Origin of the sequence: Pseudomonas sp. 6D_7.1_Bac1 (assembly GCF_025465945.1) — a bacterium.
Taxonomy (GTDB): Bacteria; Pseudomonadota; Gammaproteobacteria; order Pseudomonadales; family Pseudomonadaceae; genus Aquipseudomonas.
This window is the reverse complement of record NZ_JANLNW010000051.1, coordinates 148,789-168,793: the sequence shown is the minus strand read 5'-3', so window position 1 is coordinate 168,793 and position 20,005 is coordinate 148,789. Positions and strand designations below refer to the sequence as shown.

Sequence of the window (20,005 nt, the reverse complement as noted above, 5' to 3'; positions counted from 1 at the left end):
AGATTTGTGCGGCATATGAAAAATAGTGTTACAGAAACTTGTGAAGGCAGTGGTGGACTGCGTTTTTACTATTTGTTAGGTGGGTGTTTTGTTTTTTTTGAGGGGGGGGTAATGCTGGTTTTGTATTATTTGGGTCGCGCTGGAGTGGGGCACGCTCATCCATCAAGCTATTACCGTGCTTGAGGATTTTTGAGGGTTTTTGATATTTGATTTAAAGTTGTATTCCAGTCCCCTTGGATTACACGGTTTTGAGTTCCGCAGAGAGGTCGCCGATGCCTAGTTCGCTCTGGATACATTTCCTGGAAGCGTTGCACGCTGTACGCATGGAGATGCGGGGCTTCATATTCAAGGAGAGCTCTACGAGCTATCGTGGACGTTGGATGCGACGCACTTCGAGCGCCACGGTTTCACGCGCTGACTGCAGTAGTTGAAGGGTATCTGGAGCGTGTTGTCGTGGCTGTCGTACCGGGCTATGCCGACGGCGGTGTGGACCATGGCGACGACCACGCTAATCACTACCAAGCCTGGCGCCGATGCGATCGCATCTGGATTGAACGCCAAACACTGATTTCGACGGAGCAGGCAGGTTTTGGTAGTGAAGTATTCCCTGCTCATGAGAGTTCCCACTCTGGCGCAATTAAACCCGTCTTTAAAGTCTATTCGTGCAACGTAAGTGTTGAGTCTTTGATGCAGAAAATCGCGCTGCACGTCTAATCGAATTCTATCTTCGTTAGCATGCGGCGACCAGAGTCACGCAATTAAAAGTTGTGACAAAGGCTCTATGCGATAAGAGCCTAACCGCGGTGATATATATAGAGAGTCGGTGGTTGGCGGGTGCCATGAGGATGGATGATCCTGTCAAATAGTACCTGGCGTGACATAAACCTGACGTATAGGTATCCTTAGTGTGTCATGCTAAAACACCGCAGTTTTTGGAGTTCGTCTATATAGGCGCAAAAAATGCCTGGCTCAGTGGGGAGCTGATGAAATGTAAGTGGCATGTTTTTTTTCGAATAATAGACTTGATTGTAGGCTATTTGACTATTGATATACCCTTCTGAAACCCTGTTCAGACTTTCGTTGGTGGAGGTGGTTTTTAAGTCAAAGCTACCCAGGACGCTACTTTTTATTTCGAGAGGTAAAATGCTTGATGAACTGCCGATCTGTTGGTAGTCGTAAATCATATTCTTCTGGAACTGTAAGCGCGCACTTTGGGTTAATGATTCGCCGTTTTCGAGTAAGACTACTCCGTGAGAGAAATAAGAGCCATAGGGGCGTTGTCGCTCAAGAGCGGAATAGCCAGCGTGCAATAGAATGAGCAGGAGTGCCAATGCGTAAAGTCCTAGATCTGAGCGAATCATTTTGCACACGCCATTAGTTGATGGTCGGTGATAGTCGGTAGTTGGGATTCGTGTAGCAGTATAGAAGAAACTTTATTGTCCTTGTTGATGCAGATTACATCAAGGAAATTGTGCATGCGATTGAAGAGTAAATTGCGTGGTGGTTCGGGTAGTGATAATAATCTTGCTCGCAAGGAAGTGGTGTCAGCTTGTAGGGCTAAAAGTTGTTCTTGACTAGGGGCGGTATATAAGAAGTATTGATTATCTATTTGTAGGCTGCTGAAAATTGGCCCGGGTTGCAGGAGTAAAGTAAAATTGATACGCCAAATCAAAGTCCCGAACAAAAGGGTAATGAGCAAAAGAAGGAAAAGGCGGCGGTGCTGAATAACACCTCTTGACCGTTCTGTCACTGTACGAGGATCGGGGGAGGCGACAGTAGGCGTTGAGTCTGAGCTATCTTGCAATGCCGACCATTCTTTTAGACTAATCAGAAACCGAGAGTTGAGTTGATAGCCACGACGAGGCATCGTTTGTATGATCTCCTTGGTGAGGTCGTCACCTAAATGCTCTCGGAGGTTCGAGATAGCTTGATTCAGACTGTTTTGGGTTACAACGCGGTCTGGCCAGGCATACGCTAAAATATCTTCTCGCGCGACAATCGTATCTGCTCTGAGAATCAGCAGTTCGAGCAAGTGCGATGTGGAAAAGCTGAGTTCAACCTTGGCGGTTACCTGTTGTCCGAACAACGATGTTAACAACTGGCGAGTAGGCTCGAAATAAGCGTAGTACCCGGTCGTGGTGCAACGTATGATATAGCGGTCTTGAGTCTGCAGCATCGCGCATGAGTTTGCAGTATCAGAGTGCTGATCCTGCTCCAAGGGGCTACGAGGCTCTTTTATAATTGTGGAGCTCATGTTTTCGCCTTAAAACTTTGCAAGGTGAAAATAGCACTTGAAAAGTGGTGCTTTAACTAATAGGTGAAGATAGTGGCGAATATAGTCAGGTACGCACCCAGGCGAGCGGGAGCCTTTTTTGAAAGTTTTGTACATAACAGGAGCAAGAGGACTTATCCTGTGTGTTCCCAATTTTTCCCATGGCAGATACAAAACAGCCAATGCTGACGAAAAAAAAACAGGGACCCGTGATGCCTCTCGTTGACGTGAAGTGAAAAAAATATGCTGCATTGCCCTACCTTTGCGTTCTTTGCGTTGCTTGAGCTCCTGCTCGATCAGTCCTACCGGTAACTATCGTGCAGGAATTCTTAAATGCGAAATTAATAGCTGTCAAATCACATCAATTCACGAGTTTTTTCGGCCGTCCGCTTGCACCTTCTATTTTCTTTCGGTTCAGCACTTGGCGGTATGCGGCCTTTCGCCGGCTTAAAAGACTGGACGCCGACGAAGCACCGACAGGCTGATGCTCAACAGCATCCTGCGGGTTCTGCGCTTAGATGCCACATGGCGCGACATGACTGAACGATTCGGCTTTGGATACATGGTTTATGTACGCAGCCTGGGATAGGTCTGTGCGTTTTGAGTCGTGCGCAATTCACACCAAGGCGGTCGCTTCTGCGCCCTGCAGCCAGCGATGGCTTAACCTTATCTATTTCCGGTTTTGAGCGCAGTACCCAAGCGATTGCAGATGTTTATCAGAAAACCATGAGCTTATGGATGAAGACTGCGGGGGCGATTCTGGCTGACGCAACGCACTTTGCTCAGCTCTTTAATATAAAAGCATAACGCATTTTGATCATGCGGTAATGCGTATAGTGTCAAGGTGGTTCCTTGCTTGCTGCTGTAGGCCTTGTTAAACACAATGTCCTCATCGCTGTAGGCGGGTGCTGGAACTTCCTGTGAGGGACTGGCGGAAACAGTTTTCAGTTTTAAATTTCCTGAAACACGACTTTCTATTTTTCTAAAAAAATCATGATGCCAAGCGCCTACCTGGATAAAGTCATAAGCATTATTGTTGTCCAGTTGCATGCGAAGGTTGGCAGGCGTAGTGCTACCATCGCTCATTATAAATACGCCGGTCGAAAAATAAGTACCGTTCGGTGCGCGTTCTTGAACCAAAAATGAGTATCCTGCGTGAGTTATCCCGCCTGCTACTATCAGACCGCATAATAAAGTGTTGAGCTTGATCATTTTAGGCAGCTCAGTAGCTGTTGGTCATTTATAGTCGACAGTTGAGAATGGTGAATAGTCATGAACTTTGCTATCCCCTGGTTGATACAGATCACGTCATAGTAGTCTTGTGTTCGGTTGAATATCAGGGTTTCAGGGGAGTTTGAAAGAGATACAAGACGCTCACGTAGTTTCGATACGTCACTTTTCAGGGTTTCTAACAGTGCTGGGTTCGGCGCTGTGTATATCAGGTGCTGACCCTTTTCTTGTTGAGTATTGATGGCCAGATCAGGTTGTAATAACAGATCCCAGTCAATACGCAATACAAGGCTGCTCAACATCAATACTGTAGTGGCTACCAGGAGCAGTCTGATTGGTAATTGCCAGCCAAGCGGCAGGGAACTCCAGGTCAAGGTTGAGCTGGTTTCTTGTGCGAAAACTGTCTGTGTGCCGCGGGCATCATCATCGATGACCGGAAGTTCTTGTGTAGCGACAAGAAAACTCGCGTTGAAAAGATAACCGCGGCGAGGAACGGTTTGGATGATCTGTTTATCTTGTTCATCCCCCAGTAGTTCTCGCAGTCGTGAAATTGCTTGGTTAAGACTATTCTGCGTGACTACACGCTCTGGCCATGCGTAGTCTAGAATTTCTTTGCGGGCCACAATGCTGTTGGATTTTTTGATCAGTAATTCAAGCAGTCGGCTGGGAGAAAAGCCTAGCTCGACCTGATGCTGAGATGTTCCTTCGACCAGGGAGATTAGTTGGCGTTGGGGTAGAAAAATCGCCACTCGTCCATGCTGTGAACATTTGATGGTGTAGCTGAAAAGTGGACCGCTTTGCGTAGTGGTACCCGGCAGAATATCCATGGTGCATCCGTCAGCTGCTACGGTTCAAGTTGGTTGATTGTATTGCTTTTCCGTCATGAGCTTCTCCCTTTGATGGTGGTGATTTTACACATCCAGGTATCCCAAGGGATTTTGTATAGCACCTGGGTAACGCTGGCGATGTTCGGCATGGGGCACGGCTTCGAACATCACCTCGATCACGGTTGAGCCTCCGACAACTCGGTAAACAACGGGATGCGACCATTCAGGGAAGGGCGGTACTCCCAGGCCAGCTGATCCAGGGCGATGTTGCGCGTCAGGATTTCACCGAGCGTGGCACTGGCGATGTTCAAGGCCAGTGCCTGGCCGGGGCATTGATGGCGGTCGGCGCCGAAGGTGAAGCTGCGGCGGGTCGGGCGGTCGAGGATCAACGTGTCCGGGTTGTCGTTGAGTTGCGGGTCGCGGTTGGCCGAGGCCAGCAGCACCAGAATGGCGTCGCCGGGTTTGAGGCTGGCACCGCCGATTTCACAGGGTGCGCTGACGAAGCGACGAGTGTTCTGCACCGAAGGATCATGGCGCTGGACTTCCGCCAGCAGGTCGCTGACCCGTGCCGGGTCGCGCTGCATTTCACCCTTGAGCTGCGGGTTGCGGATCAACGCCAGCAGGGCGTTGCCGATCAATCCGGCGGTGGCCTCGTAGGTCTGGGAGAACAGGCCAATCAGGTTGGCGAGCAGGGTGTCGTGATCTGCCAAGCGTTGACGGATACCCTCAAGCAGTGGGCTTTGATTGTCTCCAGCGCTCAAGCGCTCTACGAAGTAACCGCCCAGGCGCTCCGCTGCCACATGGGCTGCATCCAGTTGGGCTTGATTGCTAAGGGGCGACAGGCACGCCACGAAATCGGCGGTCAGCTCACTGGTGGCTCGACCCTCTGTCGGTGAAAAACCGAGCAATGCGGCGACCACGCAAACGGGGCCCATGAACATGGCTTTGCGAAGCCCGTCGGCGGATGGGCTTATCAGCCGGGCCCGGACCAGTGCGCTGACCGCCTCCGCGTCGATCAGTTCCAGTCCTGGTTGTATGGCTGACCTCGGACAGCGCTGGCGCTCACCCTCGTTCATCCGCATCAACTGGCCGAACACCTTGCCGGCCGCGCCTTGCGCGATGGCCTTGGGTACCGGCTCGTGGGCCGGCCGAACCTTGCAGTCAGGATGGGCCAATATGGCGGCGACGGCCCGGGCGCTACTGGCCACCCACAGGCCTGATCCTTGATGAAATGAAAGGCCGCCGTCGGCTCGCAGGCTGGCGTAATAAGGATAAGGGTCGAGGTGTGTCGCGGCGATGATCGGGTCCATGAGGCGCAGCCTTATTCGTCGGTGGAAAGTGTTGCTACTATCTCCAGTCCGAATGGACGACGATTCGTCCGGGAGCGAAATATGAACGTAGAGCAACACGACATCGGCGTCTCGCACGTGGCGGCGGCGATCGCCGAGCCGGCCCGGACGAAAATCCTTTGCTCGCTGATGGACGGCCACGCGCGCACCAGCACCGAACTGGCAGTGATCGCCGACGTCAGCGCCTCTACCGCCAGTGCTCATCTGGCGAAACTCAAGGACCTGGCGCTGGTGCGGCTGCACGTCCAGGGCCGTCATCGTTATTACAGCCTGGCGGATCAACGGGTCGCCCAGGCCCTGGAAGCGCTGATGGTGATCGGCCAGAACGCTGCGCCAACCTTCACTCCCCGCACCCCTGATCGCCTGCAATTCGCCCGCACTTGCTACGACCACATGGCCGGCACCTTGGCGGTGCTGCTGCATGACCGGATGCTGGAAGCGGGTTGGTTAGTGATATCGGAGCAGGGCGATCAGCACTATGTGCTGAGTGAAACCGGTGAGCGGTTTTTCGAAGGGCTGGGCATCGACGTGAAAACCCTGAGCACTCTGCGCCGACGCTTTGCCTGTTCCTGCCTGGACTGGAGCATGCGCCGCCCGCATCTCGGCGGCTCATTGGGCGCGGCTTTGTTGCAAACGGCGATCAAGCGCAAATGGCTGACGCAGGATCTGGACAGCCGGGCGCTGGCATTGACAGCGACCGGACGCAAAGAACTCTCGACCAGGTTCGCGGTTGAACTGCCGGCTCAGTCGCCAATAGAGCGAAGCAAGTCCACCGAGACAAGCCCTCGCTCAGTCACCAGCCCTTCGCCATAGCAGCAGGTGTTCGCTATCGGCTGGCGGTGGCCATGAGTACGCCGAAGCCTGTGAATGTGACGCCTGATACCTTCGCCGCCAGCCAGGAACCTTTTTGGCTCGACAGCCAGCCTTTGGCCGCATTGGCGAGCAAGGCATAGCTGCCATGGATCACGATCACCAGCACGCTGTAGGAACTGACCAGGGTGAAAAACTGGCTGTAGTAATGCGCCGAGGTGTCGATGAACTGCGGAAACACGGCCAGAAAAAAGAACACGGCCTTGGGGTTCAACAGCTGGAGCGATGCCGCCTCGACGAAGCGATAGCCGGGGCTGGATGATTTCGCTTCAAGCTCAGGGATGAAACGATCAGTGCGCCAGGATTTGTAACCCAGGTACAAAAGATAGGCCGCGCCTGCATATTTCAACGCGGTGAACGCGCTGGCGGAGGTGGCCAGAATCAGTCCAACACTGGTTGCACTGATGCCGGCGACGACAAAGGCTCCCAAAGCAATACCCAGAATACCCGGCAGTGCGCCAGTCCAGCCATGACGCAAGGCGTTGGTAAGCGTCAGCACCACACCCGGGCCGGGGCTGAGAATGGTCAAGGTGGCAAACAGTAAAAATAATCCGTAGCTATTCATCTCACACTCCATCAGGTGGCGCTGGTTGCGTGCCCGCAGATTGGCGTGACGAGGATGGCGTGACAAACGCTTTAATTGCGCCGCATATGTGACTAAATTAGACACATGATCAATTCACTCCCACCCTTGAATGCTGTTCGCGCTTTTGCGGCCGCTGCTCGTCATCAGAGCTTCAGCCTCGCGGCCGAGGAGTTGCATGTCAGCCACAGTGCCGTCAGCCGCCACATCAAACTGCTTGAGGAACACCTGGGCGTGCAGCTGTTCGAACGGCGCATCCGGCAATCGGTGCTGACGCCGGCAGGGCAGAGTTTCTTCGAGCAGGTCAGCGCCGGACTGTCCCAGATTGCCAACGCCGCAGCGGCGCTCAAACAACACGCCTCGCTGCGCACAGTGAAGATCAACGTCCGCCCCACCTTTGCCCTGCGCTGGTTGACGCCCAGGCTGGCGGATTTCATGGCACTGTATCCAGACATCAAACCTGCGGTGGTCACTTCTACCCTGGCGCCCGATCACGCACGAGACGGGTTCGACATTGTTATTCGACGTGGCCGAGACGGCTGGGCGCCCGACATTCACGCTCAGGTACTGTTTGAAGACGAACTGCTGCTGGTCGCGGCGCCTTCGCTGATCAAGCGTCTACCGCTCGACGACTTGAGCGCCCTGAGCCGACATACCCTGCTGACCGCCAAGACCCGTCGTGAGGACTGGCACAACTGGGCCCTGCAGTTTGGCGAAACGCAGTCAGACACTCAGACAACGCTGCAATTCGATCACATGCAACCGGTACTTGAAGCCGCCGTGGAGGGGCAGGGCATTGCCTTGTGTCCGGCCTCCTTGCTGGGCAGTGATGTGTCGAGCGGCCGACTGATTTGCCCATTGCCCGGACTGCGGATGCCGTTGCCGCGCTATTACTACGGTGTAGCGCCGGATGTGACGGCGCACGCTCAGGTTTTTCTGGAGTGGCTGTTTTCAAGAATCGAAGAGGATGCCACCCAGATCGGGCGGTTGATCGCGGGATGACCCAAACAAAAAGCCCACCCACCGCGCAAGCGATGGATGGGCTTTTGAGTGCCGCAAGCGCTGGATCAGACCTTGACGATCCAGCCCTCTGGCGCTTCGATGTCGCCGGTCTGCACACCGGTCAGCTCTTTGTAGAGCTTCTGGGTGATCGGGCCGACTTCGGTTTCGCTGTGGAACACGTGCAGTTTGCCGTTGTACTCGATGCCACCGATTGGCGTGATCACCGCAGCAGTGCCGCAGGCGCCGGCTTCCTTGAAGTCGCCGATTTTGTCGATGAACACGTCACCTTCAATGACTTCCATTCCCAGACGGGTTTTGGCCAGTTCGATCAGCGACAGACGGGTGATGCCTGGCAGCACCGAAGGGGATTTTGGCGTGACGAACGTGTTGTCGTGGGTGATACCAAAGAAGTTGGCCGAGCCGACTTCTTCGATTTTCGTGTGGGTCATCGGGTCCAGGTAGATGCAGTCGGCGAAATGCGCCTTCTTGGCCTCGGAGCCGGGCATCAGGCTGGCGGCGTAGTTGCCACCGACCTTGGCTGCGCCGGTGCCTTGTGGGGCGGCGCGGTCGTAGCTGGAAATCAGGAAGTTGTGCGGGGTCAGGCCGCCCTTGAAGTAGGCGCCGACCGGGATGCAGAAGATCGAGAACAGGAACTCGGGTGCGGTGCGCACGCCGATGTTGTCACCCACGCCGATCACGAACGGACGCAGGTACAGCGCGCCGCCAGTGCCATACGGCGGAATGAAACGCTCGTTGGCCCGTACGACTTGTTTGCAGGCTTCGATGAAGTCTTCGGTTTCGAACTGCGGCATCAGCAGGCGAGCGCAGCTGCGCTGCATGCGCAAGGCGTTCTGGTCCGGGCGGAACAGGTTGATCGAACCGTCCTTGCAGCGATAGGCCTTCATGCCTTCGAAGCATTGCTGGCCGTAGTGCAGGGCGGTCGAGCCTTCGCTGATGTGCAGCACGTTGTCGGAGGTTAAGGTGCCTTTGTCCCAGGAGCCGTTACGCCAGTACGACAAGAAACGCTTGTCTGTCTTGATGTAGTCAAAACCCAGCTTGTCCCAATTGATGCTTTCGTTACCCATGACACCCTCTATCACTTAACAATCGCCTGAACGGTTCAAGGCTTCTGGCGTTTTTCTGGATGGGGACAACAATACTTCATTCCGGGCCGAATTCGCAGCCCGGAATTTGATCCATTCGTAGCAGCTGTCGAGCCGGGCGAGGCAGCGTTCGGCGGCGAAGCCGTCGTAAAACCTGCCACCTCGTTTCGTCAGACAAACCGCATCAGCCGGATTACGACGGCTGCGCCGCCGAACGCTGCCTCGCGCAGCTCGACAGCTGCTACAGAGTTTGCGCGATCTTTACAGGTGTAGCGCGTGGCCCAACGCCCGCAGCGCCGCTTCCTGCACCGCTTCGCCCAACGTTGGGTGCGCATGGATGGTGCCGGCGATGTCTTCCAGGCGAGCGCCCATTTCCAGGGACTGGCCGAACGCCGTCGACAACTCGGACACCCCGACACCGACCGCTTGCCAGCCGACAATCAGATGATTGTCACGCCGCGCAACAACCCGCACGAAGCCGGTTTTCGACTCCAGGGTCATCGCCCGGCCATTGGCGGCGAACGGGAAGCTCGACACGATGCAATCCAGGCCTGCGGCCTTGGCTTCGTCCGGGGTCTTGCCGACTACCACCAGTTCCGGGTCGGTAAAGCACACGGCAGCGATGGCGGTGGGGTTGAACTCGCGGTGTTTGCCCGAAATCAGCTCGGCGACCATTTCACCTTGTGCCATGGCGCGGTGGGCGAGCATCGGCTCGCCGCTCAGGTCGCCGATGGCCCAGACGTTACGCATGCTGGTCGCGCAGCGGTTGTCGATCTTGATCGCCGAACCGTTCATGTCCAGGTTCAACGCTTCAAGGTTCCAGCCCTGGGTGTTGGGCTTGCGTCCGACCGCCACCAGTACCTGATCGGTGGCGAGGTTCAGGGTTTCACCGTTCGGGTCGCGAACTTGCAAGGTATTTGCTTGTGAATCAAAGCCTTCGACGCTGTGCTTCAAGTAAAGCTTCACGCCGAGTTGCTTGAGTGCTTCGTTCACCGGCTGGGTCAGTTCGGCGTCGTACGCCGGCAGAATCCGGTCCTGCGCCTCGACCACGCTGACTTCAGCGCCGAGCTTGCGGTAGGCAATGCCCAGCTCAAGCCCGATGTAGCCGCCACCGACCACGATCAGCCGTTTTGGCAGGCTTTTCGGTGCCAGGGCTTCGGTGGAGGAGATAATTGGTCCGCCAATCGGCAGCATCGGCAGGTTGACGCTTTTCGACCCGGTGGCCAGCAGCAGGTGCTCGCACTGGATGCGGGTGTCGCCGACCTCGACGGTCTTGCCGTCGATGACCTTGGCCCAGCCCTGAATGACCTGGACCTTGTGCTTTTTCAGCAGCGCCGCAACGCCGGTGGTCAGGCGATCAACAATGCCGTCCTTCCACTCGACGCTTTTGCCGATGTCCAGGGTCGGCGCCGAGACGTTGATTCCGAGGGCCGAGTGCTGGCTGTGGTGCTGAGTCTGATGGAACTGCTCGGCCACATGAATCAGCGCTTTCGACGGAATGCAGCCGATGTTCAGGCAGGTGCCGCCCAGTGCCTGGCCTTCTACCAGAATAGTGTTGATGCCCAGTTGGCCGGCGCGAATTGCTGCCACATAACCGCCAGGGCCGCCGCCGATGATCAGCAGCGTGGTGTTCAGAGTCTGTTGCATGCCTTGCTCCACAAATACTTATTCCACAAACAGCGTGGCGGGTTGTTCGAGCAAGCCACGGATGGCCTGGATGAATAGCGCCGCGTCCATGCCATCGACCACCCGGTGATCGAAGGAGCTGGAGAGGTTCATCATCTTGCGAATCACGATCTGGCCTTTGATCACCATCGGCCGTTCGACGATTTTGTTGACGCCGACGATGGCCACTTCCGGCAGGTTCAGCACCGGGGTGCTGACGATGCCGCCCAAAGCGCCGAGGCTGGTCAGGGTGATGGTCGAGCCGGACAGTTCATCGCGGCTGGACTTGCCATTGCGTGCGGCACTGGCCAGGCGGGAGATTTCCGCGGCGCTGTCCCACAGGCTGCGCGCCTCGGCGTGACGCACCACCGGCACCATCAAACCGATGTCGCTTTGGGTGGCGACGCCCACGTGCACGGCGCCGAGGCGAGTGATGACCTGGGCTTCGTCGTCGTAACGGGCGTTGATCTGCGGGAAGTCGCGCAGGGCAACGACCATGGCGCGTACCAGGAATGGCAACAGGGTCAGCTTGCCGCGAGTGGCGCCGTGTTTTTCATTCAGGTGCGCACGCAGTTCTTCCACGGCGGTGACGTCGATTTCTTCGACGTAACTGAAGTGTGCAGCGCGCTGAGTGGCGTCCTGCATGCGTTGGGCGATCTTGCGACGCATGCCGATCACCGGGATCTGCTGTTCGTCGTTGCGTTCGGCGTATGCGGTGCCGGCAGTCGATGTAACGGATGGACCGTGGGCGAGATACGCGTCGAGGTCTTCATGCAGAATCCGCCCGGCAGGGCCAGTGCCCTGAACCAGACGCAACTGAATGCCGGCGTCGAGTGCATGTTTGCGCACGGCCGGGGAGGCCAATGGGCGTTCGTCGGCCTCGCGAGCCACCGGCGCTTGCGGCGCAGGGCGAGAGATTGGCGCAGGTTTGCTGGCAACCACGGTTTCAACCTTGGGGGCAGCAACGGCGGCGGCTTTCGGCGCCTCTTCTTTGACTTCTTTCAGAGCAGCCGGCTGGGAGGACTCTTTGACGTTGCCCGCGCCTTCGACTTCGATGCTGATCAGGATGCTACCCACCGCCATGACTTCGCCGGGTACACCACCGAGGGCGATGACCTTGCCATGCACCGGCGACGGGATGTCGACCATTGCCTTGTCGGTCATGACGTCGGCCAGTACCTGATCTTCGACGACCATGTCGCCGACCTTGACGTGCCACACCGACAGTTCTACTTCTGCAATGCCTTCGCCGATGTCCGGCATTTTAATAACGTGCGTGCCCATTCTCAGACCTCCATAACCCGTTTCAAAGCCGCGCCCACACGGGACGGACCAGGGAAATACGCCCACTCCTGCGCATGCGGGTAGGGAGTGTCCCAACCGGTCACACGCTCGATCGGCGCTTCCAGGTAGTGGAAGCAGTGTTCCTGAACCAACGACACCAGTTCGGCGCCGAAACCGCAGGTGCGGGTGGCTTCGTGAACGATCACGCAGCGCCCGGTTTTCTTCACCGACTTGACGATGGTTTCCAGGTCCAATGGCCACAGGCTGCGCAGGTCGATGACTTCGGCGTCGATGCCGGCCTCGATAGCAGCGACTTGCGACACATACACGGTGGTGCCGTAGGTCAGGATGGTCACGTCCTTGCCCGGACGGGTAATGGCGGCGACGTCCAGCGGCACGGTGTAGTAACCGTCCGGCACTTGTGCGGCCGGGTGTTTCGACCACGGCGTTACCGGGCGGTCGTGGTGGCCGTCGAACGGGCCGTTGTACAGGCGTTTTGGCTCAAGGAAGATCACCGGGTCATCGTTTTCGATGGAGGCGATCAGCAGGCCTTTGGCGTCGTAGGGGTTGGACGGCATCACCGTGCGCAAGCCGCAGACCTGGGTGAACATCGCTTCAATGCTCTGGCTGTGGGTCTGGCCACCGTAGATGCCACCGCCGCAAGGCATGCGCAGGGTCATCGGGGCAGTGAACTCGCCGGCCGAGCGATAGCGCAGGCGTGCGGCTTCGGAAATGATCTGGTCCGACGCCGGGTAGACGTAATCGGCGAACTGAATCTCGGCCACCGGGCGCAGACCGTAGGCACCCATGCCCACGGCGACGCCGACGATGCCGCTTTCGGAGATCGGCGCGTCGAACACCCGCGAGGTGCCGTATTTGTTTTGCAGGCCTTCGGTGCAACGGAACACGCCGCCGAAGTAGCCGACGTCCTGGCCGAACACCACGACGTTGTCGTCTCGCTCAAGCATCACATCCATGGCCGAGCGCAGGGCCTGGATCATGGTCATGGTGGTTGTGGTCATGGCGGTTTCCAACTCGATATTATTGTTGTGATCGTTCATGTCAGATCCCCAACTCCTGACGCTGGCGCTTCAAGTGCTCCGGCATCTCTTTATAGACGTCTTCGAACATGGTCGCGGCGCTTGGAATCTGGCCACCGGCGAGGGTGCCGTACTGCTCGGCTTCTTTTTGCGCGGCGATCACTTCGGCTTCGAGTTCGGCGCTGAGGGCCACGTGTTCCTCTTCGGACCACTGACCGATTTTCACCAGATGCTGCTTGAGGCGCGCAATCGGGTCGCCGAGTGGGAAGTGGCTCCAGTCGTCGGCAGGGCGGTACTTGGATGGATCATCGGACGTCGAGTGCGGACCGGCACGGTAGGTGACCCATTCGATCATGGTCGGGCCGAGGTTGCGGCGGGCGCGCTCGGCGGCCCAGGCAGAGGCGGCGTAGACCGCGACAAAATCGTTGCCATCGACCCGCAGGGAGGCGATGCCGCAGCCGACGCCACGGCCGGCGAACGTAGTGGCTTCACCACCGGCAATCGCCTGGAAGGTGGAGATCGCCCACTGGTTGTTGACCACGTTGAGGATCACCGGCGCACGGTACACGTGGGCGAAGGTCAGGGCGGTGTGGAAGTCCGATTCAGCGGTGGCGCCGTCGCCGATCCAGGCCGAAGCGATCTTGGTATCGCCCTTGATCGCCGAAGCCATGCCCCAGCCCACACCTTGTACGAATTGGGTGGCGAGGTTGCCGGAGATGGTGAAGAAACCGTGATCGCGCACCGAGTACATGATCGGCAGCTGGCGGCCCTTCAGCGGATCGCGCTCGTTGGACAGCAACTGGCAGATCAGGTCCACCAGCGGCACTTCGCGGGCCATCAGGATGCTTTGTTGGCGATAGGTGGGGAAGCACATGTCGTCGATGTTCAGGGCCAGGGCCTGAGCGCTGCCGATGGCTTCTTCGCCGAGGCTTTGCATGTAGAACGACATCTTCTTCTGACGCTGGGCGACCACCATGCGGTTGTCGAAAATTCGCGTCTTGAGCATGGCGCGCATGCCTTTACGCAGAATCTCCATCGGCACGCCTTCCGCCCACGGACCCAAGGCATTGCCCTGGTCGTCGAGCACGCGAATCAGGCCCTTGGCCAGATCAGCGGTGTCGGCCGGCTCTACGTCGATTGGGGGTTTGCGCACCGTACCGGCGTCAGTCAGATGCAGGTAGGAAAAGTCAGTTTTACAGCCGGGACGGCCCGAGGGTTCAGGCACGTGCAGGCGCAACGGTTCGTACGGTTGGGTCATGGCTTTCTACGCTCGATCTTGTGAATTTCTTGTAGTGAGCTGACAGTCATCCTTCGGGTAGAAGGAATTTTGTCCTACAACAATCATAGGCCGGCCCCAGAAGAATATTTATCTCTGTTTCGTTGCGCTTGAGATCATTTGAGGATAAAAATTCTGCATAAACATAAAAAGCAGGTGGTTTTGTCTCATGCGCAAACTGGACCGTACGGATATCGGCATTCTCAACAGCCTTCAGGAGAACGCCCGTATCACCAACGCCGACCTCGCACGCTCGGTGAACCTGTCACCGACACCGTGCTTCAACCGGGTCAAGGCGATGGAAGAGCTGGGATTGATTCGCGAGCAGGTCACGCTGCTGGACGCCGAATTGCTGGGGCTGCACGTCAACGTGTTCATTCACGTCAGCCTGGAGAAGCAGGTGGAAGAGGCGCTGGCGCAGTTCGAGGCGGCGATTGCCAACCGTCCGGAGGTGATGGAGTGCTATCTGATGGCCGGTGACCCGGATTATCTGATCCGGGTATTGGTGCCGACCATTCAGTCGCTGGAGCGCTTCATGATGGACTTTCTGACCAAAGTCCCGGGCGTCGCCAACATCCGTTCGAGCTTTGCGCTCAAGCAGGTGCGCTACAAAACTGCGTTGCCGTTGCCGGCGAATGGGTTGACGCTAACGAGCTGACATACTCGAGTGGTACGCCTCCCATGTGGAGCCTACGATCCGTCGACCGTCTGCGACCACTCATCTCAAACCCACCCCAACCTGGTACTTCTGACAGTAGCCGCAACCTCCTTATCGGTATCTGATAACGCCCATCAGCCCTCACCGTGACAAGGGGTACAACCATGACCAGCCTGCAATCCGACCTGCTCGACATCACGGTGTTGGCCCTGTTTCCACCCAGGATCCCCGGCGCAACAGAACCAGTGGAGGGGGCTCATCTTGGCGTTTCGCTGCGCATTTATGACCTGACGCCCATGGGACTCAGAGTAGACGTAGATCCTTATCTGGATCAGGCGCCGGGCGATACCGTCTCGATCAACCTGAATGGCCAAACAGCCATCGTCAGCACGCAGACCGACACCGCGAGCAGCATCACCACGCTTTACATCCCCAAGAAAATGCTGCTGGCAGGGATCGTCAACCGCCTCACCTGCACCATAACCCGCGGCAGCCAGAACATGGGCACCTCCGAGCCGCCGCTGGAGATGTTGTACAACGCCGTCCGCCCGGGAAACGTGGACCGTTTTCCAAATGTCGAAGGCCATTCCGAGCTGGAGTTGATCCTGCCCGACGCGATCAAGAACGGTGTTGGCCCTGACTTCGTCAGTGCCCAGGTGTGCGTGTCTTACCCCTATTGCCGCGCCTACGACCGGATCTGGCTGAACTGCAACGGCTACCCGGTCTACCACACGGTCACACCGGGCGAGGCCCCCGCGCCGCCCGATCCGGGTTCGGACACCCCGACCCATGTGTGTTTTACCGTCACCCGCGCCGACCTGGAACAGGCCAGGGACAATCCGCAGTTTAATTTCTCCTACACGGTCACCGATCAGCTCGGCAACAACCCCGACCCCAACAACCCCTGGTCGGCCTCGCAAATCGTCGATGTCGACCTGGGGGGTAATCGCTTGCCGGCGCCCATCCTGCGCGAAATCCTCGACGACGCTAACGACGACCCGAACACCATCGACCTGGAAAAACTGCGCAGCAACGACCTGTCGGTGGTCATCCTGACCGGCGACGGCCGCTTCCAGAAAGGCGACAGCATCGCCATCACCTACATTGCCACGTTGCCGGGTCAGCCGGATGTGGTGGTGCAAGTCACGGGGGTTGTCGAGACCGACCCCTTCGGCCAGAAGAAACCCTGCGTACTTCTGGTGCCCAACGACAAGGTGCTCGCCAACAGTGTCGTGCGGGTCAATTATCAACTGATTCGAAATGGCGTGATCATCGCCACCTCCAGGACCGCCAACGCACGGGTGATCGGTGAAGGGCTGCCGAACCTGCTGCCACCGAGTCTGATCAAATCCGCCAACGGCGTGCTCGACCCGCTGGACCCGGCCAACCGGCAAGGTGCCACGGGCCGGGTGGAAGTGTTGGGGTTTCGCCCGGGCGACACCGTCCAGCTCATCGTCAATGGCGCCCCCGGCGCGGGCTCCCCGACCTTCCAGCCCAAGCCGCTTAACACCAACAGCCGCGCCAATTTCCCGCTGAGCAAGGCCTTTATCGCGGCCAACCTGGGCAAAGTGGTGACACTGCGTTATGTGCTGTTCCGTAACGGCACCCCGTATGACTCGCAGGAGCTGACCGTTTCCATCGGCAAGATCCCGGATAACCATCCCGCGCTGCCGACACCGGCGATTGATGGCGCGACCGGCAACGAACTGGAAGTGAGCAAACTGCAGGCCAGTGATCGACTGTGGGTGATCGAATGGCTGCTGCAGGTGATTGGGCAGTGTGTCTGGCTGCGTTATGAAGGGATCGATGCCAATGGCACAGCGGTGACTTTCGACGATCGCAAAGGTGAGCCACATACCACGTTGCCAGGGTTCAGCAGTCCTGTGCCGCTGGCCTGGTTGAAGCTGCTCAAAAATGGCAGTGTGCTGACCATCAGATTTAGCGTGAACTTTGACGGGGTGTCCGACAACGCAACGGCAACGACCTTCCCCGTACAGACTTATACCGTCAGTGTGTTGGTGGATGAGAGACCAGCGATCAACTCGGTCAACGGTGGAGGGGTTGAGATTCCGAATGGTGGCAGCACTACAGCGACCAGTATCACGCTCACAGGTACCGCCACGGCCGGGCAACAGGTGGAAATCCGGGATGGAAACAACGTCATTGCTACCGTCGATGTTGACGCTGACCGAAACTGGAGCACAACCATTACCGTGGCGGCGGGTGCACGGAGTCTGACGGCCAAAGCGCTGTATGGCGCGGGGCAGACATCCGCCCCGTGGATCTTGACCGTGCTCAGCGAGTTGATTTTTGACACCAGCACTATATCGCTCAATGGGCAGTTAATTTTGCTAAATAAAGTAATTTATGTATGGCCACAAAATACTTACATTTCACGAGTTGCAAGCGGAGGCATTCCCCCGTATGCATACTCGTCAAGTAATGCAGGCATTGCAGCAGTAGATATCTATGGAAACATTTCCTCCAGAGGCAATGGGGTGGCAATAATTACTGTCCGGGATAGTGCGAGTCAAACCAAGTCCTGTCAGGTTATTGTCTCAAATGTAATGCCGGCCTCCTTTACAGGGGTAGTACCCTATGCGGCGGCGGCAAGTAGAGGGCGAATTCTAACCAGGGATGAACTAATCCTGGTTAGGACGACGTATAACACGGTGCATCGACTAGATTCAGACTGGCAAGACGCTGGTCCAGCCGGGAATTTTTGGTCTTCTACCTCTGCGGGATCAGGAGTTGTAAGAGCAGTACACTTATTTAATGGCACTGAGGACATTGCTCATACTGCGCCGAATTACGCTCCTATTAGAGCACTTGTGGTTTAGCTTGTAATTTCAAGCACCACAAAACAATGAAAGCAACAAAGGTGACGGATTTGAATGGCACTTACTTAGCAGCTAACTAGCTGATGTGACTGAAAAAAAATGAAAAAAGGCTGGCCTTGGTCTACGGTGATAGTTGCGAACACACACCCACAGAGCAAGGACCAGCCCGAGTGAATCGTAGACGTCAAATCGTCAGGCATCAACAGCAGCGCATTCGTCAACACGCCACCCACGGTAATGCTCACGCCTTCTTCAAGCTGCTCATCGATCCAGAGCTACTGCAACGCGTTGAGTCAACGATACCCAAACATCGTCAGCGGCTGTTCCCACCAGCCGAAACACTGTCGATGTTTTTGGCCCAGGCGATGAATGCTGATCGCTCTTGCCAGAATGCTGTGAATGACTTGTCGATCAAGCGTTCCTGCGATGGTTTAAAGCCCAGCAGCGTTCATACCGGGGCTTATTGCAAAGCCCGAGCACGGTTGCCAGTAGAGATGGTTTCGACTTTGTTGCGCTCCACCGGCACATCAATGAGCAACAAGGCACCGCCGTCATGGCGCTGGATGGGACGACCTGTGCGTCTTGTGGATGGCACCACGGTCACCATGCCGGATACGCTGGCCAACCAAGAGGCGTATCCACAATCTTGTGGACAAAAAGCCGGATTGGGCTTTCCCATCTGCCGTTTGGTGGGAATCATTTGCCTCGCCAGCGGAGCAGCTTTAGACGCCTCGCTGGGGCGTTTTCGAGGCAAAGGCGGCGATGAGCAGACGCTGCTCTGAACAATGCTCGACACCTTGAATCGAGGTGACATTGTGTTGGGCGATGCCTACTACGCGACGTATTTTTTGTTGTGTGAACTGCAACGTCGTGGAGTCGATGGGGTGTTCGAGCAATATGGCGCATGACGACGTAGCACTGATTTTCAACTGGGGAAATCGTTGGGGTCGGAAGATCATTTGGTTGAATTGAAAAAGCCCAAGCAGCGGCCTTACTGGATGAGTCAGACCTATTACGACGATGCGCCAGAGACACTGACAGTACGTGAGCTGAAAACCGGTGGAAAAATCCTGGTGACGACCTTGAGCTGCCCGCAGCAAGTACCGAAAGCAGCTCTCAAATCGCTGTATAAGGGCCGATGGCATGTTGAGCTGGATCTACGCAATCTCAAGACAACATTGGGACTTGAAACGCTGAGCTGCAAGATACCTGGCATGGCCGTCAAAGAGTTATGGATCTATCTGCTGGCGCACAATCTGATTCGGATGATCATGGCCCAATCAGCGCGGTTAGCTGATTGTTTACCGCGAGAGCTGAGTTTCAAGCATAGTCTTCAGCTGTGCCTTGCATTGAGGCAGTACGGGGTTGGCGAATACGGCGATGAGTTGTTGAGCCTACTCAAGTTAAGTGCCTGCAAACGTGTCGGAAACCGGCCTGACAGGATAGAACCCCGTGCTTTAAAACGAAGACCCAAGCCTTACCCCATGCTGATGCAAACACGTCGATCGGCAAGGGCTGAGGTACGGAGGAATGGGCACCCGAAGAAGGTTAAGTAAGTGCCATTCGGGACGGATTTATTAAGTCCCACAGCAAACCTAGCGATATAATCTGCGTCACAAACTGCATAAACCAGCCCTTGAGAAGGATTGTCAAGGGCTGGTTTATGCAGTTGCCGCCCCTTGAATCCGCCGCGACGATCCTAACGACGGCGTTTATGGATGGAGTGCTACCTGATGGCCGGTGATCCGGACTACCTGATCCGCGTACTGGTACCGACCATTCAGTCGCTGGAGCGCTTCATGATGGACTTTTTGACCAAAGTCCCTGGTGTTGCCAACATCCGCTCAAGCTTTGCGCTCAAGCAGGTGCGCTACAAAACTGCGTTGCCGTTGCCGGCGAATGGCTTGACGCTGGCCAACTAAACACGATCAATCAACACGGTTGCCTATATTGGGGCAGTTGCGCAGCCCAGCGGGAGCAAGCTCCCTCGCCACAGGTTGGGTGTT

16 protein-coding genes and 3 pseudogenes are annotated in these 20,005 nt (G+C 56.6%); 8 read left to right on the top strand and 11 right to left on the bottom strand.

The window, feature by feature from the left end; translation table 11 throughout:
* Positions 1-453 precede the first annotated feature (453 nt).
* Positions 454-714, top strand: a complete 261-nt coding sequence (locus tag NTD87_RS12385) for a hypothetical protein (protein ID WP_262114223.1) — start codon at positions 454-456, stop codon at positions 712-714.
* A gap of 188 nt (positions 715-902) precedes the next feature.
* Here NTD87_RS12385 and NTD87_RS12380 read toward each other — a convergent pair whose 3' ends face one another.
* Together NTD87_RS12380 and NTD87_RS12375 are read right to left on the bottom strand one after the other, a co-directional pair.
* Positions 903-1,361: a hypothetical protein gene (locus NTD87_RS12380; RefSeq protein WP_262114222.1), complete on the bottom strand. Its 459-nt coding sequence runs from the start codon at positions 1,359-1,361 to the stop codon at positions 903-905.
* Positions 1,358-2,254 (bottom strand): transcriptional regulator, encoded by an 897-nt coding sequence (locus NTD87_RS12375; RefSeq protein WP_262114221.1) that lies wholly within the window; start codon positions 2,252-2,254, stop codon positions 1,358-1,360. The genes NTD87_RS12380 and NTD87_RS12375 overlap by 4 nt, the downstream gene beginning before the upstream one ends.
* Before the next feature lie 469 nt (positions 2,255-2,723).
* Between NTD87_RS12375 and NTD87_RS28065 the strand changes: the two are divergent.
* Positions 2,724-2,849 (top strand): annotated as a pseudogene (locus tag NTD87_RS28065) (IS5/IS1182 family transposase); the annotation flags it as partial.
* A gap of 155 nt (positions 2,850-3,004) precedes the next feature.
* On the opposite strand, the gene NTD87_RS12370 reads toward NTD87_RS28065, so the two are convergent.
* The 3 genes from NTD87_RS12370 to NTD87_RS12360 form a co-directional block, all read right to left on the bottom strand.
* Entirely contained in the window at positions 3,005-3,484 is a 480-nt protein-coding gene (locus tag NTD87_RS12370) for a hypothetical protein (RefSeq protein WP_262114219.1), read from the bottom strand.
* Positions 3,481-4,329, bottom strand: a complete 849-nt coding sequence (locus tag NTD87_RS12365) for a transcriptional regulator (protein ID WP_262114218.1) — start codon at positions 4,327-4,329, stop codon at positions 3,481-3,483. The genes NTD87_RS12370 and NTD87_RS12365 overlap by 4 nt, the downstream gene beginning before the upstream one ends.
* A gap of 176 nt (positions 4,330-4,505) precedes the next feature.
* Positions 4,506-5,639, bottom strand: coding sequence for a cytochrome P450 (locus NTD87_RS12360; protein WP_262114217.1), 1,134 nt, complete (start codon positions 5,637-5,639; stop codon positions 4,506-4,508).
* Positions 5,640-5,720: 81 nt separating this feature from the next.
* Here NTD87_RS12360 and NTD87_RS12355 point away from each other — a divergent pair, with 81 nt between their 5' ends.
* The gene (locus NTD87_RS12355; RefSeq protein WP_262114216.1) at positions 5,721-6,491 is read left to right on the top strand and encodes an ArsR/SmtB family transcription factor; all 771 of its coding nucleotides are present in this window, start codon (positions 5,721-5,723) and stop codon (positions 6,489-6,491) included.
* 13 nt (positions 6,492-6,504) lie between these two features.
* On the opposite strand, the gene NTD87_RS12350 is transcribed toward NTD87_RS12355, so the two are convergent.
* Entirely contained in the window at positions 6,505-7,113 is a 609-nt protein-coding gene (locus tag NTD87_RS12350; protein WP_262114215.1) for a LysE family translocator, read from the bottom strand.
* A gap of 105 nt (positions 7,114-7,218) precedes the next feature.
* On the opposite strand from NTD87_RS12350, the gene NTD87_RS12345 reads away from it, so the two are divergent.
* Positions 7,219-8,133 carry a LysR substrate-binding domain-containing protein gene (locus tag NTD87_RS12345; RefSeq protein ID WP_262114214.1) on the top strand — a complete coding sequence of 305 codons (915 nt, stop codon included), beginning with the start codon at positions 7,219-7,221 and terminating at the stop codon, positions 8,131-8,133.
* Positions 8,134-8,198: 65 nt separating this feature from the next.
* Here NTD87_RS12345 and NTD87_RS12340 read toward each other — a convergent pair whose 3' ends face one another.
* The 5 genes from NTD87_RS12340 to NTD87_RS12320 all read right to left on the bottom strand — a co-directional run bounded on the left by NTD87_RS12340 (position 8,199) and on the right by NTD87_RS12320 (position 14,483).
* Complete coding sequence (locus tag NTD87_RS12340) at positions 8,199-9,218, bottom strand: branched-chain amino acid aminotransferase (RefSeq protein WP_262114213.1); 1,020 nt, start codon at positions 9,216-9,218, stop codon at positions 8,199-8,201.
* 279 nt (positions 9,219-9,497) lie between these two features.
* Positions 9,498-10,883, bottom strand: coding sequence for a dihydrolipoyl dehydrogenase (lpdA, locus tag NTD87_RS12335; protein ID WP_262114212.1), 1,386 nt, complete (start codon positions 10,881-10,883; stop codon positions 9,498-9,500).
* Between the two features lie 18 nt (positions 10,884-10,901).
* Positions 10,902-12,185 carry a dihydrolipoamide acetyltransferase family protein gene (locus NTD87_RS12330; RefSeq protein ID WP_262114211.1) on the bottom strand — a complete coding sequence of 428 codons (1,284 nt, stop codon included), beginning with the start codon at positions 12,183-12,185 and terminating at the stop codon, positions 10,902-10,904.
* Positions 12,186-12,187: 2 nt separating this feature from the next.
* Positions 12,188-13,246, bottom strand: coding sequence for an alpha-ketoacid dehydrogenase subunit beta (locus tag NTD87_RS12325; RefSeq protein ID WP_262114210.1), 1,059 nt, complete (start codon positions 13,244-13,246; stop codon positions 12,188-12,190).
* Position 13,247: 1 nt separating this feature from the next.
* Complete coding sequence (locus NTD87_RS12320; RefSeq protein WP_262114209.1) at positions 13,248-14,483, bottom strand: 3-methyl-2-oxobutanoate dehydrogenase (2-methylpropanoyl-transferring) subunit alpha; 1,236 nt, start codon at positions 14,481-14,483, stop codon at positions 13,248-13,250.
* A gap of 187 nt (positions 14,484-14,670) precedes the next feature.
* On the opposite strand from NTD87_RS12320, the gene bkdR reads away from it, so the two are divergent.
* From bkdR to NTD87_RS12300, 4 genes and pseudogenes are all read left to right on the top strand, one after another.
* Positions 14,671-15,159: a Bkd operon transcriptional regulator BkdR gene (bkdR, locus tag NTD87_RS12315; protein ID WP_262114208.1), complete on the top strand. Its 489-nt coding sequence runs from the start codon at positions 14,671-14,673 to the stop codon at positions 15,157-15,159.
* Positions 15,160-15,323: 164 nt separating this feature from the next.
* The gene (locus tag NTD87_RS12310; RefSeq protein WP_262114207.1) at positions 15,324-17,999 is read left to right on the top strand and encodes a hypothetical protein; all 2,676 of its coding nucleotides are present in this window, start codon (positions 15,324-15,326) and stop codon (positions 17,997-17,999) included.
* Between the two features lie 170 nt (positions 18,000-18,169).
* A pseudogene (locus NTD87_RS12305) lies at positions 18,170-19,555 on the top strand (IS4 family transposase).
* 162 nt (positions 19,556-19,717) lie between these two features.
* Positions 19,718-19,921 (top strand): annotated as a pseudogene (locus tag NTD87_RS12300) (Lrp/AsnC ligand binding domain-containing protein); the annotation flags it as partial.
* Positions 19,922-20,005: the final 84 nt, after the last annotated feature.